Genomic DNA, 17,781 nt, shown 5'->3' with positions numbered 1-17,781 from the left:
CATATCCCGTCCGATAAATAATTTAGATTTATTGGGGAGAAAAATATGTCTGATCAAAATAACAAAGTCGAAGAAATCAAACCGGCTGAAGGCACCGAGAACCAAGACACCATCTTGATTGCAGAAGACTCTTTGCCTAACCGCAAAATTCTAACTCATCTGCTCACAAAATTGGGCTACAATGTTGTCGCATGTGAAGATGGTAAAGTGGCTCGTGAAAAACTAGAAGCCGGCGAGGTAGACAACCTCGTGGTTATTATCTCAGACATCATGATGCCAAACGAAGATGGGCTACAGCTTTTAGAGTACACCCGAGGGAATGACAAATACAAAAGTATCCCCTTCTTTTTGGCCACGGCGGTTTCGGATAAAGAATATATCATGAAGGCCAAGTCTTTAAATGTGAATGGTTACATTTTAAAACCACTGACATTTCAAAGAATCACGGCGAAACTTCAAGAATTATTCCCAGACAAACGCTTTCCGAAAATGGCTAGCTAATCTGATTGTATGTCCGCCGCAAAAGAATTGCATAATAGGATATTAAAGAAGCTCGAAGAAATCCCCACTCTCCCCGCGATCGTCTACGAGCTCAGTCGAGTCATCAATGACCCGATGGCTTCCACAAAAGAAGTGGAGCGCATTATGGCCAATGATGTATCGATGACGGCAAAGGTTTTAAAACTGGCCAACTCTGCCTACTACGCCATTCCCGGAGGCGTTAGTAACTTGTCACGAGCCATTGCCTACATTGGCTTTGATGCCGTCAATCAGCTGGTCCTTTCAGCTTCAATTATTAATGCTCTTGACGTTGAAGAACCTAACGAGTTTGATTTGAATCAATTCTGGAAACACTCCATCGGAGTAGGTATTGCCGCTGAAACCATCGCAAAGTATACGGGCCATCCAACTCCTGCTGATTTATTTACATGTGGTCTTGTGCACGACATGGGAAAAGTAGCCATTATTGCTGGCGAGCCCCAGCTTATTGCTGATATTTCCAACCATGCTGTGCAAAATAAAGTCAGCTTTCATGATGCCGAAGAGGCCATGGACGCCCCAAGACACGTGGAACTGGGTCTAGCCATGGCCGAACGTTGGCTTTTGCCTCGGCAATTTCAAGCTGTTGTGCGCTTTCACCACGAAAATGATCCCAGAAAACGTGGCGGTATCACTGATGATCTTAATCGTGCCGTAGATATTGTATTTCTCGCTAACCTTCTGATACATGCCCTTAAATTTGGCAACAGCGGTCACAGTACTGTCCTCGGCGCTCCAAAAACATTGATGGAACGCATGCAGATTGATCCACAGAAAGATTTCAAAGCCCTCCTTATTAAAATCAAAGGGGACCTTGAAAGAGCCGCGGACTTCATTAAACTCATTGGGAGCGATCTATGAGTCCACACAACAATGATAATTTAGAAATTTATCAACTGATTGCTAGTGAAGCCATCATGGGGATTTTGGCCGTGAATGAGTCTAGCCTTGAAATCATCTATTTCAATCGTTTGGCAGACCATCTCCTCGAGCCGCCGATGAGTAAATCTCTTGATCAAATGAAGATTTCTGATTTTTTTCCCGAGCCTGCAGTTTCGCAAGGCGAGCACCGGCTGCATCTCTTAGACAAACAAATACTCGAAATGGAAGGTCTATTTCAAGATGTGGTTGTCAAAAAGTCCACGGGGCAAAATTTTATTGCCAGCGTCGGAGTTAAAAAAGCCACCCTGAACAGCTCCCCTGTTTTGCTTTTGATGTTTCAAGACACGACCATTCAAAAGAAACTGCAACGTGATCTTTTGGCAAAACAACAAGAGATCAAATCAGCGTATGAAGAACTTCTGACCCAGAATAAACAACTCTTAGAGCTAGACGTCGCAAAAAACCGCTTTATTGCACTGACAACTCACGAGCTGCGCACACCAATGTCGGCCATTGTGGCGACAGCTGAAGTTCTACACATGAAGTTTTACGACACCCAAGAAGAACAAGATGAATTCGTTGAAATGATTTACCAGCAAGGCCAGCACATGCTTGAGCTCATCAATGACATCCTTGATTTTGCAAAAATCCAGGCTGGGCGAATGGACTTTTTCGTGAGCGAACAAGATATTGCACAACTTGTCGCCGGCCAGGTTGAAACCCTTGAGGGGATGGCTGAGCATTCAAAAATTACGCTTCATTTTGAAGCTCCAAAGGCGCCCGTTGCTTGCTACTACGACGATGTGCGTATTAAACAAGTTTTATCTAACATCATCAACAATGCGATCAAATACAACAACGAAGGTGGCTCCGTAAATATTTGGATTGATGAAAATGAAGAAAAGGTCACCGTTTACGTAAAAGACACTGGTAAGGGGATCCCCAAAGACCAACAGGCCAAGGTGTTTAACGAGTTTGAAACTCTCGGCAAAGTGGCGCTGCACAGTAAAGGCACTGGGTTAGGAATGCCCATTAGCAAGCGCCTGATTGAGGGCATGGGTGGCACCATCTCACTAGAAAGCGAACCCGGTGTGGGCTCTACTTTTTGGATAGAAGTTCCAAAAACAAAAGTTTTGGCCGAAGACTGCTACCGGGATCGCCCTGATATCAATGGTGATCTGGCCGCATAGGTATTAGTTGGCCGAGGATCAGATAGCATCTCTCAGAGTAACAGTACTTAATTAATAATCGATTAACGAGTCGCCCTCAATGGCGGCGACTCGGTCGACAAAACAATTAGGTAACAATAGGTCACCTAGCGATTCTAAATGTAGACACACTCACACGAGCCCAAAGTGCGCTCTGGCGAACATGGCGCCTTGGCATCCCTAAATTTAACTAGCCATAGATCAGATGAGGTTTTCTTTCTTCAGCCCACTTTGCTTCATCAACGGATAGTCGCTGCTCCCATGCATCCATCGTTGAGTCTTCCTGGTCAACCCATCGTCTTAACTCATCACTTCCACTCAGGATATCTATGGGCAGCAGAGTTTTTTCGTACTCATAGGGCGGAGATCGCCAAATATTGTATTCGGGGTAGATCTGTCGAATGGACTTAAACGCCAACGACACCAATCGAAAGGGCTTAAAATCATTGTGTTCATAAATATCTTGATCAATATGAATTTGCAGACCTGAACACAGCTTATGACTGTGCTTTTGAAATGTGGGTTCAAAAAAACACGGTCGCAACCGACAGGCCCAAAGCCAATCCGGACAGAGCCGAAACATTTCCTCAACAACTTTTTCGCCGTCAATATCAGGGGCGCCGATGAGCTCAAGCGGGATGGTGGTTCCCCGCCCCTCTGAGAGAGTTGTCCCCTCAATCATAACAGTGCCAGCATACATCTGCACACCTGAAAGCCTTGGGAGATTGGGACTGGGGTTCACCCAAGAAAGCACCCCCGGCACCCACCCCATGCCACCGCGATCTTTGGGGTCATAATCGTTCATACTCACAACTTCTAAATCCACATCCAATTTTTTATGAGCTTTGTACCAATAAGCCGCCTCACCCAGGGTCAACCCATGCCGCATAGGTACAGCTGCGGCACCAACGAAACTTTGATATTCGTTTTTTAAAATTAATCCCTCAACCGGCCGACCCGCAGGATTTGGTCGATCCAACACCCAAACGGATTTCCCGGCAGTGGCACATTCATCCATGACATAAAAAAGCGTGGTGAGAAAAGTATAGATTCGGCATCCCACATCTTGCAGGTCTATTAAAATCACATCAAAAGACTCAAGCATCTCAGGCGTTGGTCGCCGGTAGTCTCCGTACAGACTAAACACGGGAATGCCGTACTTGGGGTCATGATAATCAGAGCTTTCAATCATATTATCTTGTTTCTCGCCACGCATGCCATGCTGGGGGCCGAAGGCCGCGGTGATTTTCAAATCTTCTTCGCGCATCAAGAGGTCCAATGAGTGCTCCAGCTCTTGATTCACTGAAGCCGGATGCCCCAAAAGAGCCACTCGCCGCCCGTGCAATTTTGCCTTTATGTTGCTATCGCTGAGTAATCGTTCAATTCCCAAAGCAAACACGCATCCCCCTAAAAAATCTTATGAATTCTGCCTCGACGTCAAAAAAAAATGATGCCATGAATGAGGCCCCTCCTCAACCAGATATTGGCAACCCCACGGGCTTAGCCGCAGCTGTATAATGAGCGCTTATTTGGGGTACAAAAACATATTTCTCCTCTTTATGCGGCCAATATGTTTTTATTCAACCCAGGATAAGCGGGGGAAACATGAATTTACTAAAAAGAAGTAAGTCAGACTTAGAAAAACACCGGGAGTTGGTTTTGGCTTCTCTAAAATCATTGCCCCACGCCTGCCTGGATTTATTTTTGGTTGTTTTTGAAAGTTTTGGTTTAGCCTCTGAAAAACAGTTCGTCGCGCAGACGATTAAAACCTGTCAACCGAGGCTTGACCATTCTAGTTGGGGGACTAGTTACACTGGGGGAGGGGGATGCCCGCCGCATTGGCGCACTTAGCCGAGCCTTGAGTCTCAATGAGGCTCAAGCCGGCTTTGGCGCTCATTTTGTCGGGATGGCCCAATAAGCTCGCTATAACCCCACTGGCCGCGGGTCGTGATGCCTGGAGCCCAACGGCCTTTTAAGCTTTACACAGAAAAAATCTTAAGTAATAACAACCCCTCAAATCAAGCGGGGTGTAGCGCAGCCTGGTAGCGCGTTTGCTTCGGGAGCAAAAGGTCGCTGGTTCGAATCCAGTCACCCCGACCACTATGGCCAGGGTACAGTCTGGTCACATAGGTTACAGATTGTTCCGATCACATGGGTAACACCTTTGGTCCAAACGGATTTTCGCCAGGTTCAACCGGCTCTTCTCACTTAACTGTTGGTAACCCCAAAAAACTCTAAACGCACATTCTGTGCGGGCAGAAAACGGGGATATCGACCAAGACCCCCAATAGCAAACCCAAATCGACTCTTCTCACCTATCTGGTGATAATCCCAAAAATCTCAAAAAGCACTTTCTGCCCGAGCAGAAAACGGGGATATCGACCAACTCACTCAACAGCAAACTCAAATCAACTCTTCTCGCCTATCTGGTGATAATCCCAAAAAACTCAAAAAGCACTTTCTGCCCGAGCAGAAAACGGGGATATCGACCAACTCACTCAACAGCAAACTCAAATCGACTCTTCTCGCCTATCTGGTGATAATCCCAAAAATCTCAAAAAGCACTTTCTGCCCGGGCAGAATGTTCGTACTTGGTTTTTGGTAACTGGGCTTGTTCCTCCAATAACAAATGCACTAGTTCATGATGGGCCGGGCAAAGGGTCATTAAATTATCCACACTGTGCTCGCCACCGAGCGACACCGGCACCCGATGATGCAAATGCAACCATCTCCTAGATTTGCATTTTTCACCTGATGGGTAACGGTGCTGGCATTGGCGTTGATCTCTTAAGTTCACCTGATGCTCGATTTCTTTTGGTATGGGCAGACGATCGCCTCTGGGGTTGATGGCCGGATGGGAAATGTGTATGGATAGCTTGCCTTTATCTTGGCGTCTTTTTGCTTTTTCAACGGGATCATTCTTTTGCAAGAATAGGTCGGCCATTTTTTCAAATACAGTTTCCATGGATACAACCTGTCCCGTTGAGCTGGAGAGCAAGTCCTGAACCTGCACCAGTTTTTTATAAACCTCTTCACTCACCGGCATTTTCATTTCGATCACGTCAGAAGTGAGATAGTGACTGCGTTCACCAGGAACCTTTTTCGGGTTGATCTTTGCCACTTCTTTTTCAAGTTGGGTTTTTGGTAAAGAGGCGGCTTTTAAAACCCAATCTTGCTCATTATCGGTCGTGATCACTGAAAGAATTCGGGCGGCTTTACTCGGCGTCACCCTTTGGTCAACAAGAGCGGATTCCAATTTTTTATACTGCCGGGTGGCTTTTGCCAATCCCACATACATATAAGATTGGGCTCGACTCAGGCGGAGGCATTGCACGGCATATTCAAATAGAGAATTATATCCACACCATCTATGAACCATATTGTCTTCAACCAATTGAAGAGTTTGAATAAGATTAATTTCTGCCCCCTGCAATTGCGTAACCGCAGTTTCCGCTTGCTTTTGAATGTGACGAAACTCTTTGGTGCTTAAAGAGCGTTTAGCTTCGCGAAGATTTTTAAAACCCATGATCACCCCTTCTGTAAAAGTAACCGATTTGTGTTATTGAATATCTTTATACACCCTTTATTTGCAGTGATGTTTTCGAAGGGTGGCGATCACTACAGAGAGCCCCTGTCAGAGTCACGAAATGGCCGACTCGAGGTGTGCTTTTGTGATTGTGATCTTTTTTTGAGCATTGAGCTAATTAAGCTTTGTGGCGAGGCTATTAGAGTGGTCGGAAAAGCTGTCAAATGTTTTTAAAAAATGTTTTCGTCTTGACGCCAGGCTGCCACAGATTAAAAAGTCCCCAGGCCAATGAAATTCGGCGGGTTCGGTTGGAGGATTCTCCTATATTAAAGCAAACTGAATTTGAATAAAGTCGTCCATTGGCCCAAGCCTTTGGGTTTTTCTGGCATTTATCAGTTTGCATCGCCGGCCCTCATGGCTAGCAGGACCTCTCGTTTGGATATTCACGTGGCGTTTTCTTAAATGAGTTTTTCCATTGCTCAATCGGAATCGCCTTAAATAAATACACAAAATATTGCCCTCACCATTTTTTGCCCGGGCAGAATGGGGCTGTCGACTTTGACTCAGCAACGAACTCAAATTAGAACTGTTCAGCGAAGGCGATACCACATTCCCATTTCAAGCGCCAAGGCTCCAGAAGGCTAAAACGTAATGACCCATTACCCAACCTATTCGATATGTTGCAAAAATGGTTTGGGTGACACACATGGCGTTGGAAAAATGACGATTTTCACAGCACATCTTAGTCGTGTTTCCCAGTAATTTGTTATTACAATTCGTTGTCGTCTCAAAATAAGTCGATTGAAAGCCCACGCCTCACAATGATACAAAATCACCTTCAACCTGTATCTTTTTGAGATACATTTCCCCGAACAAATTTCCACCGACATATTGACATATTGACCCATTTACTTGAGTTATCTTCCTGCATTCTGTCATTTCGTCTGGTCATGATGCGTTCCTTATGGATTTGAAGTTCACTATCTTGAAGAAGCGACATTTATTCTCAAACCCCGTACTTTTCCCCGACAAAAGACTCAAGATTTTCTGATTTCTGCCGATAGGTATTTATGGCCACGTTGGCAGGAGTCCATTGAATTTTATGAGAAAGAATACCTACCACAAAATCATTTCTTTAACTAAGAGCTTGGTTCTGGTGTTCGTTAAGTTGTTTAATCCTCATTCAACGATTACCCTCTCCTTTTTATTAATGGCCCTAGGTCTTTCTGCCTGTCAGTTGGGCGACAATTCTATCAAAGGTCAGATTCGGCATACGCTGCCCTCACTTTCTGAAGACACAAGCTTTGCCTTTAGCATTGACGGCGGAGCTAGCTTCACCAGTGCCTCTTCGGTGAATATCACCCTCGACATTGTCGATGTGACGGAATTGATTATTGCTGAGTCACTTGTTGCCTGTGATGCAAGCACTCAGTGGCAACCCTACTCTGGCGGTCTGAACTATGAACTCAATCATCTCAATGACACCAACCAACTGTTTGTTCGCTACAAATTAGCTGATGGCACTATTTCTGGTTGTCGAGGCGAGGCCATTACTCATGACAATATTCCTCCCCCTGAAGTATCGCCTCCCACTTTGACAAAGACCGGCTTTTCGCTGTCTGAAATCCCGACTATCGTGTTTGACGAGGCCTCCGGGCAAGATGAAAATGGCGTCGCTCGATATGAGGCCCGAGTGCTTCGTGAGGGGTCCAGCCTCGTCGTCGCTGACTGGGCGCCCATATCCAGTGGTGAAACCATTAGTGGTCTCACATTAGATCCGGCCCGCAATTACATCGTACAAATTCGAGCCATCGACAATGCCGGCAACCCGGGATCAATTATAGAAACACCCCCTTTCGGAGGATCTTCTGTAGAGCACCCCATCTATGTTGGATGGTGGAATGCCCAGTTCTTTAAAAACGTAGATATGGATGGAGACAATGACCTCGATGCCATCGGTGGCGGGTACAATAACACGGGCTGGTATGAAAATCTTGGCGACACTCGCTACCGTTACCACTCTATATCTCAATCGCAATCAACTCGCGATCAAAACATCATCGACTTCGATAACGATGGCGACTCTGATGTGGCCTATATTCTTTCAAGCGACGGCGGCAAATCCATTCAAATGTTTCGAAATATCAATAACAAATTCTCAGACCTCTCCGTACACACATTCGCCAATACGATCAACAAACTAAAAGCAGCTGATATCGATGCCGACACTGATTACGATTTCATAGTCATTGAATCCATAGTTGATCGATTGAGTGTTGTTGAAAACAAAGGTCAAAATATCTTTGTGGCCACTTCAATTCCAACATCGCTGCCTGGTACAAAAACGTTTGCCGTCTCAGATCTCGACGAGGACGGCTACCCTGATATTGTGGGATTTACAAATACCGAAGTTTACTGGCTAAAGGGTGACGCCGCCCGATCGTGGCCTTACGCCAAACTATTTGATGTGACGTCCACAGGCTCCTACTATTTGATCGAAGTGACCGACATCAACAATGATGGAGCACTCGATATTGTCACCGGCAGCACTCAATCCGGAAACAATTCGATCCATTGGCACGAAAACAATGGCAGCGAGAGCTTCACGCCCCACGCCGTGGAAACCTCTGGCACCGAAACCCTCATGCAGATGCTCATTGCGGATATTGATGAAGATGGACACAAAGATATTTTCTTAAATGACATGACCAAGTGGTATAAGAACACGGGATCCGGTGTTTATTCTACGCAATCGCTGACCAATACTGTTAATTTTTCTGGGCAATGGGTGGACGTGGCCGATCTGGATGACGATGGTGATTTTGACCTGCACTACTCTGGACTCTACGGTTTTACAGTGCAAAACAATGATGGTTCTGAGACATTCACCGAAACCCGTGGCAACTTGATCCTTTTGCAGGACTTGAACGAAACAGCAGTTGCAGACCTCGACGGTGATTTGGATCTTGACATTGTGGTCACTGAAAACAGTCTCTTTTCTAACGCCATCTACATCTTAGTCAACGAAGGGGCAATGGGATATATACTGCAACCCATACCCAATGCCGGTCGCGCCGGAGGGGTCATTGCCTGGGACTTTGATAATGATTTAGATATGGACATTATCGTATCAGGTGGACCGGATGGTACACGATGGCTAGAAAACACAGGCGGATTGACGTTCTCGAATCATTTGATCACCACCTTCGTCGGCGACATTAACGTTGCCAAAGTCAACGGCGACAGCCACTGGGATCTTGTCCTCGGTGACAGCGCCAATGATCAGATTCGCTACTTTCAGAATAATGGTAACATGACATTTTCGAACCTTTATAGCCAAGCCGAAACGGCCGTCTATGACGTGGAAGTCGTGGATCTTGATGAAGATGGTGACTTAGACTTCTTAAACGTGGGATGGAATGCCACATTAAGTTGGTTTTCAAATGATGGGAGCCAGAATTTCTCGGAAACTATCCTCTACAATGACCCCAGCGTAGGCATAATCAATGTCACCGCGGCGGATCTTGATAATGACGGGGACATCGACATTATCGGTGGCGACAGCAACGAAGACGTCATCGAATGGCACGAAAACAACGGCAGCGAAAGCTTTACTAGGCACACGGTGGCTCCCTTTACCGATCGCGCCGGACACGTGATGGTGGCTGACATTGATGGTGATGGCTACAAAGATGTTCTCTCCACCACGAATACGAATGTATTGATCTACTGGAATGATGCCAGCCAAAATTTTACAGAAAAATATGTAATGAGAAGTGCTGAATACAACTATTTTACTCTGCACGACATGAATGGCGATGGAAAGCTGGATTTGGTCGAGACTTCAAATACCGACAAAACGGTGAGTTGGTATGAGATCTTCAAGTAGATGTCGTTTAAATCGCGCTTGCCATTAAAAATTGAGCACGACTCTGAAGGAACGACGAGCGAGTATTTGCTAAACCTAGTCTCTCTCACCCACAACTGCAACCGTATCCCGTCCGCAAATCATCCGTCCATCTGATATAGAGTGTGGCTACCCCACGCGCCTCTCCGCTTTCCCATTTAGAGAAGCCTCGGCTAGATTTAAAATATCGCTGAAGTAGTCGGCGTAAACATCAATTGTCTCTTCACCCACAGATTTAAGTTGCGCTACTTTATCAGGATTGGTCTTTAGGTAGTGATCCATTTGAACGATATTTTCTTTAATGTGCTCCACATCGGCCACCACATGGCCGTTTAGAAACTTTAATCCCTTTAAAACCTCAAAGCCCACTTCCTTTACGCAATAGCTAATAAATGCGGGGGCCAGATCGAGGGCCATAACTTCGGTTTCGTAAAGCTCAGCCAAAGACAGATAACAAAGCTCTCCCCCAGTTGTGACCTCACTCAAGCGCGTGTAGGCTTCAATGCACGGCCGATTTCCAGCGGCAAGCACTTCCTGCACTTGCAGGTTTTTGTTAAATTTTTCGTTGTACATTTGAACAAGAGCTTTCACATCTCGCTCATGCCACTTGTCATGTCCCACTTCTTCTTTGGCGTGCTCGATGTAACTCTTGGAAATTTCTTGAAAACCGATGGCTTTGAAGCCCTCCCCCCAACTCTCTAACCACTCGGGGGCTTTTTTAACCATAAACCTACCGATAGACGAAAAATAAATAAGCGACAAATAAATGAGTTCTTCCCGCCGCTCCCCTTGGTGACTCAGCCGACCCACAAGTGAATCAAACAGATGGCGTAACTCTTCTCGCTTCACCTGCATCTCATTGTGGTAATCGAGCACGGGACCCTTGATTTCAAAAACAAGATTAAGACTATTTTGCAGCGCCTGCCGCGTGGGCCGTAGTTTTCTATTTATGATGAACTGGCGCACATATTTTTCTAAGCCAAACATATCTTGTCCCCCATAAAGACAGACCCTTCCCCTTGCCTTCGCATGCCGCCAAGGGATTAAGTCTCTACTTATTTTTTTTCAATTCGTGCAATGCCCGTGGCTATTGCGTTATCGTTGTGCTAATTGCTGTAACTACAGGTTAACAGAAGCGAAGAGGCTAAAAAATTCGCTTTCAAAAAGGAACTGGCCAAATGCCGAGGAACGAAGTTAAGACCCCAATTTCACAAAGAAAATTGCCGCAGCAAAGACGGTCCATAGTCATGGTCGACAGCATCCTTGAAGCCACCATTCGTATTTTAAAAAGTTCACCAGAACCCAAACTAACCACCTCAAGTATCGCCGGAAAGGCTGGCATCAGTGTGGGATCGCTTTATCAGTACTTCCCGAACAAACAATCTATCATTGCGGCATTGATTCGGTGGCACTCCAAAGACAGTATTGAAAAACTTAAAATGGTTTTGAAAACCGAAAAGCCAGAGAGTCTAAGTCGCACGATTGAAATACTCGTGCGCTTTGCCGTAGACTACCACCTCGACCGTCGAACCATTTATAAATTTATGTCCAAACATCTTTATTCTTTGGACTGCGAACCCTATGTGGCGGAAGCAAGAAATCGAGCCACGGATATGATTGACGATTACTGCGCGACCCATTCTATTGCCGAAGATCACCCGCAACGTCGACAGGCCATTTACCTATCGACCATCGCGGTTATGGGAATAGTGGATTATTTCATTGCCATTGATGACAGCCAGCTGTCTCGCGAGGACATCTACGAACAAGCCCAAAAATTGGTGAGCCAATATTTATAGTATCTGGCGCGGCGCACTATGAGTTGGCACTTTTGAAAGACAACCAATGCGATGGCCCACGGTCATCAGTTGTTGCCGTTAATTCCCATTTGCAACATGTGGGTTTTGCCTCAGCAGAGGCATGAATCCCACTGGCAGCTACTGAAAACGAGTATCAAGAACTGGCCCACGCCCTTCACTTCTCTGCCGGTACCTGGCGGCATATTTCTATTCAAAAAGCCAAGCCATCGAAGAAGAAGAAAATATTTTTCCACAAGAACTCGCCGACCGCCAAGGCTGGCCCACAGAAAACCCACTATTGGGCATGGCAGGTGTGCCAATTTGGCCGAATAACAATCTGGCCAGCCGACCGATCAATTACCTGTGGTGTTTGGTAGACCATTGGCCATTTAAAAAACTTAGTGATAGGCTAGATCTCACTTGGAGGTCAGCTTGAGACAGTCGAGGTCTACTCTTTTTGCGCTTTTTATCACTCTTTTGTGCGCCTTTTGGCTCACCCCCGTTGTTGCGCAAACACCTGAGAGCAACAATGGGTTGCAGGTGCAAACCATCAAACAAGAACAGGTTCTTGACCAGATAGAGTTAGAAAAAAAACAAGCGGAAAAAGACAAAGAAACAGCTGAAAAGTTGGCCGATACAGCGGAAAAAAGGGTGCAGTCGGCAGATTCAGAAACTGAAAAAACCCTCGCCAACTACCTGAAGCTTTTGCAAGAGTATTTGGTGACTCTATCAGCCACTCGAATTGAGAAAAACAACCAGCTCAATTCAGAAATTCAATTTATACGAGAACAAACAGAAATATTAAAAACAATTGAAAAAAAATTGGACCACCCGTCGTCTATCCATCGTGACGATCTCAATCAAGCCACCTTAATTTGGCGAGATGCCGCTAATAGATCTATGGAAAGTCTATTTGCCGAAGAAACTGTATCTATAGATTCACCACCTCCGCATCCTGAAGAATTGGGTGTAACGTCTGACAAGTACGACGCCCTTAAAGCAGAAATCAACGAAGCCTATAAACATGCCCAAGCGGAGAGAGCCACACTAGAAAACGATACAGCTCTCTTAATTCGTACCCGAAAAGATGTGCAGTCACGACTGCTCCTCAGTGCCGGACGTATTCGGGCCGCCACCATGAGTCGGCTTATTTCTCGAGGCGAATACTCCGTGTGGGATCTAAGCATCGATCAGGCCGATGATTTTATTCGAGAAGTAAAAGTGGTTCCCCTTCGCTTTGTAGCCACAGTGGTAGAAAAGTTTTTTGACTTGAAGGCCCTCAGCCGAGAAGGACTGCGTGGTTGGATGGGGATCGCCAAACAGGTGTTTTTTATTCTTGTGGTCTTTTTTGTTCCCTTTGCCCTGTTTCAGGCCTTTAAAAAACTCTCTGTTAATTTAGAAAAATTACGGCGAAATATTTTTACCAATTCTCAGTTGGATTTCAGGCGCAGAACTCAAATCGCTGTTTGGATCGGACGAATAAACCCCTACTTGCCTTGGGTCTTTGCCTACCTGACAGTGCTTTCTATTCAATCCCTTTTATCTCAGACCCTGATAGGCCCCGTCTCGCTGATCCTGCCCTACGCCAACATTTACATTTTATATAAAATGTTTTTGCTTTTACTAAGCTCTCTACTTGCAAAAATATTGCTGTCGAAAAATTTAGATAAAATAAGAAACATGCAGAATCAGGTTCAACAGACGGCGAAAACTCTCAGTGTACTTTTTTTCGCCGAATGGGCGTTTTTGCACGCCACTGAGGACGCTGTTAGACGGGCCTTAATTTACTACGTGGTGTTTGATGTTATTTTTATTTTAAATTTAGGCATAATCGCCATAGAAGCGCAAAAATGGCGAGAGGAGTTAGGTGCTCTTTCAAAAAATTGGCTGCCCGCGACGGCATTTGCAAACATCCAAAAAACGCCAAAGGCTCTCGGCTATCTCGTTTTTCCAGTGATTCTATTTGGCAACATTATATATTTATTGCTCACCTGGTTTATGCAGTGGATATCCAACTTTGAGGCCGGAAAGCGTTTAACATCAGAACTATTTAAGCGCCGCCTTGAAGAGGCCTCTGAAGACCTAGAGCATAAAGGCAGCCTTGAGCTTCCCCCCGAGTACCGAGAGTGTTTCCGATCTTCTGAATCTGTGTCGGACGACATTCGCGTGCGTCTAAGTCGATCGCCTCTACATAGCTGCATGGATACCATTGATGGATGGATCAATGAACGCATTAACGATGATCTATTGTTGGTTTACGGAAACTATGGGATTGGCAAATCCACCCTGCTCAGTTCGATTTCGCAGATTTATTCGCAAAAAATCAAAGTTCGCAACATTCACTTAAAGAATAAAATAACAGACCCTCTAGAACTACTTAAACAACTTTCAAATGGACTAGGTACCACCATCAATTCACCCCAAGACCTCGAAGAGTTTGACAAAAATGCCGAAAAAACTTTGGTGATAGTGGATGATATACATAATGCTTACCTTAATTTCACTGAAGGGTTGTCAGCTTATCGAATGCTTATTCACTTAATGAGCCTGCAACTGGAAAACGTTTTTTGGTGCCTGGGAATAAATGAAAAAGCCTTAGCTCATCTCAATGGTCTTTTTGGACCTCAGCATTTTCAGGGACGCAATATTGAGCTTTACTCTTGGACGGATTCTGAAATTCATGACCTGATACTTAAACGTCACCGCAAAACACCCTATCGACTCAAGTTTGATCCAGTCATTAGCGCGGTACACAAAGGTGATATTCTTGAAGCCGCCTCAGGGCTTGAGGTGCAGTTTTTTAGATTGCTTTGGGGGCAATCTCGTGGAAATCCAAGAACGGCGCAAGAGCTCTGGCTCTCAGCGGCCCACCTGTCCCATGATGAGGCTATTCATATTTCAGTGCCTGAATTCACCAGCCCGCGAATGTTATCTGACTTACCCGATGACACACTGATGGTGTATGCCGCCATTGTGAAGCATGAAAACTTATCTTTTGAAGAGCTCTCTCTCGTCTGCAATATGCCAATAAGCCAGCTCAAACAGGCCCTTAAATTTGGTGAAGATGGTCTCATTCTTGAGCGCATGGATACCGACAGGTGGCGAGTTCACCCAAAAGGTCAATATGTGGTTCATGCCCAGCTCCTTGGAAGGAATCTGATTTATGGATAACAGTCAATTAGACCAAGTGTCGCAGTTTTTTAATTTGTTTGATATTGAAAAAGTCGCTCTATTTTTGATGAGTCTGTTTGTTCTAGTGGGAATTGTAAAGGTCATCAATTACGTGGCAGGATTAGTGGAGCGCGCCTTTCCCTCAAGACGGCTTCTCGTCTCGCAGCTTGAGACCATTATTTCGTTTTTCACCTACATCTTCGGCATTAACGTTCTGTTTTTTACTATTATTCGCCCGCCACGCGAACTTTTGCTTGCCGCTGGGGGAAGCCTTGCCGTCGCGGTGGGGCTTTCGATGAAAGATCTTGTGGCCTCAATCATAGCTGGCCTAATTCTTATTTTTGATCGGCCCTTTCAAGTGGGCGATCGGGTTAGTTTTAACGGTACCTATGGGGAAATCAAATCCATTGGGCTAAGAGCTGTGCGGCTTCTCACCCTTGATGATAGCTTGGTCACTATCCCAAATAACAAATTCATTAATGAATCAGTCAGCTCAGGGAACGCCGGCGAGCTTGACATGATGATCGTGGTGAATTTTTATTTCGACCTCGATATAGACGTAGAGGCCACGACTCAGCGACTTCGCGACGTCATTTCCACCAGTCGATTTGTGTATTTAAAAAAACCCATTATTTTAAATGTAAAAGAAGACCTCGTGCTTGGGCGGCCCGTCATGATGATCACGGGCAAATGTTATGTGCTTGATGTAAAATATGAAAAAGCACTTGAAACAGATATTTACACCCGGGCCAATAAAATATTTAAATCAAACCCTCGCCCCACATTTGCCATTCACAATGTGCAGTAGACAGATTTTGGGTATTTGTGCATCACATACGATAGAACCTGCGATGGAGTCGAATCAGATTCATTGCGGCCACCAATCAGGTGGATGTCCGGACGTTTACAACCCGCCTTCATAGCCAAACATCAATGAAAACCGGGTGGTCGACTGTTTGGCCGCATTGTGGGAGACTGAGTCTTCATTGTACGAAAACGACACGCTATAGGGGCTTAGCTCCCCCAATCCTTTTGCCACAACGCCTAGCTTTAGCCGAGATCCTCCGTCGATAAAGGCCAGGGAGGATCCATCCACAATGAGGCCCAATTGCACAGGATCAATATTGTACAAATAATAGGTCAGTCCAAAATCAAGACTGATCTCACGAGATTTTGTGAGTGTGATGGTGTTGTTTGTTATTTGAACATTTTCGAACTCACCGTAACTCAAACCTGGATAGAACATAAGCTCTGGCCATACTTGGTAGATCCCGGCCACACGCGGACGATCTAAAAACACATTGCCATTTTCTAGCGCCCATCCGCCATCTGGCTCTAAACGATTCATCATCCAAAAACCATAAGAGAACATTGTGTGCACTTTACCAAAAAAGGTTTGATAGTATTCAAATGACAAAGACATGTCTGTTGGCGAAACTAAGTTTGCAGTTTTCTTTGTGGTTATGTCTGTCCCCTTCAAGCTGGACATGCCAAGCTCCATTCGAACTTGATAAGACTTTTGATCCGGCAAATTCATAGAGATGCCCGTCACTGACGATGGGCAGCGGCAGAGTTTCTGCGAAGCGGGCTCGCGGGCGACGTTGGCACTGTTATGGTTTTCAGCGAGGCTTTGACTTGGCTCTTCCGTCTCGGCCTCAGGTTCTTCAACTTTTGTTTCTTCAGCTGCCGCCGGAGGCGTTGCTGCCACAGGAACCGGTGCTGCTGAAGTGTCTCCCGCATTTTCTGCTACTGATGACTCTTTTGTCTCATCAAATTGGTCATCTGTGAGGCCAAAGCTGTCTGACATGAGTGCTTGAGTCTTTGAATGTCGAACAGTGATTTCAAGGATTAATTCTTTGCTGGAGTGGGGTACGGTAAACTCGTAGTTTCGCTTTTCATCGGTATCTGCCGCACTGAGAACCACTTTTCCGTCATATATCAGGTCGTAGTCTTTTCGCGCCAAAACGCCTTTTATCAGTAGACTTTTGCCCTCATCAACAACGAAAACCCGATTCACCCAAAGACCACGCATTCGCTTGGCTGGCGGGTCTAAAACTTTTATCGGTAGTCGACGAGGCTCAGGGGACTGCGCATAGGTGGCTTCCTGTACCGTAACTTGCACAAGCAAAAATGCCACAGCCCATATCTTAAGACTCATCGCACTCCTTTGACCGTCACTTCATAAAGCAAAATGGCTTTGGGCGGAACCTCACCGGCCAATCCATCTTCACCATAAGCCAGCGACCAGGGCACAATAATTTCTCGTTGCCCCCCGGCTCGCACGCCAACTAAGGCCTTTTCTAAACCTTTGGGTATTTGTTCAGCACCCATAGCAATGGATTGAACCTTATTGGCCTCATCTGTAAATAATCGGCGACCTTTATTGCCCTTTTGCGCAGGATCATAGATCCACGCCAAATAAGACATATCGAGAGAGCTCGTTTCAGCCACTACAGCTCCCTCACCCACAAGTATATCTCGTGTTATTGAATCTCGAATGGTAATAGAACTGTAGTCGGGAGCCGGGGGAACAGATCGCTTTACTTTGGCCTCAGAAGTCTCCCCTTCTTTTTTTGGGGCTGTTGGATTGTTCATGGATTCTTTTAAAAATACACCAATGAACACCAAGCCGGAAAGTACAACCAAAACCAAAATACCTTTATAAACTTTCTCAGACATACTCTCACTCCTACCTTTTTATCGGTAACAAAATGAGACAAGTAAAGGGTTCTTAGGTCTAGTTATGCG

12 protein-coding genes and 1 tRNA gene are annotated in these 17,781 nt (G+C 45.5%); 8 read left to right on the top strand and 5 right to left on the bottom strand.

Annotated elements, in window-relative coordinates:
- The first annotated feature begins 45 nt into the window (after positions 1-45).
- The 3 genes from H6626_01745 to H6626_01735 are packed head-to-tail and all read left to right on the top strand — an operon-like array spanning position 46 to position 2,612.
- A complete protein-coding gene (locus H6626_01745) occupies positions 46-501 on the top strand; it encodes a response regulator (protein ID USN47840.1) in 456 nt (151 codons plus the stop codon).
- Between the two features lie 9 nt (positions 502-510).
- Positions 511-1,401, top strand: a complete 891-nt coding sequence (locus tag H6626_01740; GenBank protein ID USN47839.1) for an HDOD domain-containing protein — start codon at positions 511-513, stop codon at positions 1,399-1,401.
- A complete protein-coding gene (locus H6626_01735) occupies positions 1,398-2,612 on the top strand; it encodes a HAMP domain-containing histidine kinase (GenBank protein ID USN47838.1) in 1,215 nt (404 codons plus the stop codon). Before H6626_01740 ends, H6626_01735 begins: the two co-directional genes overlap by 4 nt.
- A gap of 208 nt (positions 2,613-2,820) precedes the next feature.
- Here the strand turns inward: H6626_01735 and H6626_01730 are convergent, their stop codons facing one another.
- The gene (locus tag H6626_01730; protein USN47837.1) at positions 2,821-4,029 is read right to left on the bottom strand and encodes a DUF1343 domain-containing protein; all 1,209 of its coding nucleotides are present in this window, start codon (positions 4,027-4,029) and stop codon (positions 2,821-2,823) included.
- 624 nt (positions 4,030-4,653) lie between these two features.
- On the opposite strand from H6626_01730, the gene H6626_01725 reads away from it, so the two are divergent.
- A tRNA-Pro gene (locus tag H6626_01725) sits at positions 4,654-4,730 on the top strand.
- A gap of 454 nt (positions 4,731-5,184) precedes the next feature.
- Here the strand turns inward: H6626_01725 and H6626_01720 are convergent.
- Positions 5,185-6,156 (bottom strand): HNH endonuclease, encoded by a 972-nt coding sequence (locus H6626_01720; protein USN47836.1) that lies wholly within the window; start codon positions 6,154-6,156, stop codon positions 5,185-5,187.
- Positions 6,157-7,258: 1,102 nt separating this feature from the next.
- Between H6626_01720 and H6626_01715 the strand changes: the two genes are divergently transcribed.
- Positions 7,259-10,045: a VCBS repeat-containing protein gene (locus H6626_01715; protein USN47835.1), complete on the top strand. Its 2,787-nt coding sequence runs from the start codon at positions 7,259-7,261 to the stop codon at positions 10,043-10,045.
- Positions 10,046-10,192: 147 nt separating this feature from the next.
- On the opposite strand, the gene H6626_01710 is transcribed toward H6626_01715, so the two are convergent.
- Positions 10,193-11,050 (bottom strand): hypothetical protein, encoded by an 858-nt coding sequence (locus H6626_01710; GenBank protein USN47834.1) that lies wholly within the window; start codon positions 11,048-11,050, stop codon positions 10,193-10,195.
- A 260-nt stretch (positions 11,051-11,310) separates the two neighbouring features.
- On the opposite strand from H6626_01710, the gene H6626_01705 reads away from it, so the two are divergent.
- The 3 genes from H6626_01705 to H6626_01695 all read left to right on the top strand — a co-directional run bounded on the left by H6626_01705 (position 11,311) and on the right by H6626_01695 (position 15,841).
- Positions 11,311-11,862: a TetR/AcrR family transcriptional regulator gene (locus tag H6626_01705; GenBank protein USN47833.1), complete on the top strand. Its 552-nt coding sequence runs from the start codon at positions 11,311-11,313 to the stop codon at positions 11,860-11,862.
- Between the two features lie 432 nt (positions 11,863-12,294).
- Entirely contained in the window at positions 12,295-15,033 is a 2,739-nt protein-coding gene (locus H6626_01700) for a hypothetical protein (protein ID USN47832.1), read from the top strand.
- Positions 15,026-15,841 carry a mechanosensitive ion channel gene (locus H6626_01695; GenBank protein ID USN47831.1) on the top strand — a complete coding sequence of 272 codons (816 nt, stop codon included), beginning with the start codon at positions 15,026-15,028 and terminating at the stop codon, positions 15,839-15,841. Before H6626_01700 ends, H6626_01695 begins: the two co-directional genes overlap by 8 nt.
- A gap of 96 nt (positions 15,842-15,937) precedes the next feature.
- Here the strand turns inward: H6626_01695 and H6626_01690 are convergent, their stop codons facing one another.
- Both H6626_01690 and H6626_01685 read right to left on the bottom strand, forming a co-directional pair.
- A complete protein-coding gene (locus H6626_01690) occupies positions 15,938-17,191 on the bottom strand; it encodes a hypothetical protein (GenBank protein USN47830.1) in 1,254 nt (417 codons plus the stop codon).
- Positions 17,188-17,712, bottom strand: coding sequence for an FKBP-type peptidyl-prolyl cis-trans isomerase (locus tag H6626_01685; protein ID USN47829.1), 525 nt, complete (start codon positions 17,710-17,712; stop codon positions 17,188-17,190). The genes H6626_01690 and H6626_01685 overlap by 4 nt, the downstream gene beginning before the upstream one ends.
- Between the last annotated feature and the right edge of the window lie 69 nt (positions 17,713-17,781).

The sequence above is a fragment of the Pseudobdellovibrionaceae bacterium genome (assembly GCA_023898385.1).
Classification (GTDB): domain Bacteria; phylum Bdellovibrionota; class Bdellovibrionia; order Bdellovibrionales; family UBA1609.
This window is presented reverse-complemented; position numbering and strand designations above follow the sequence as displayed.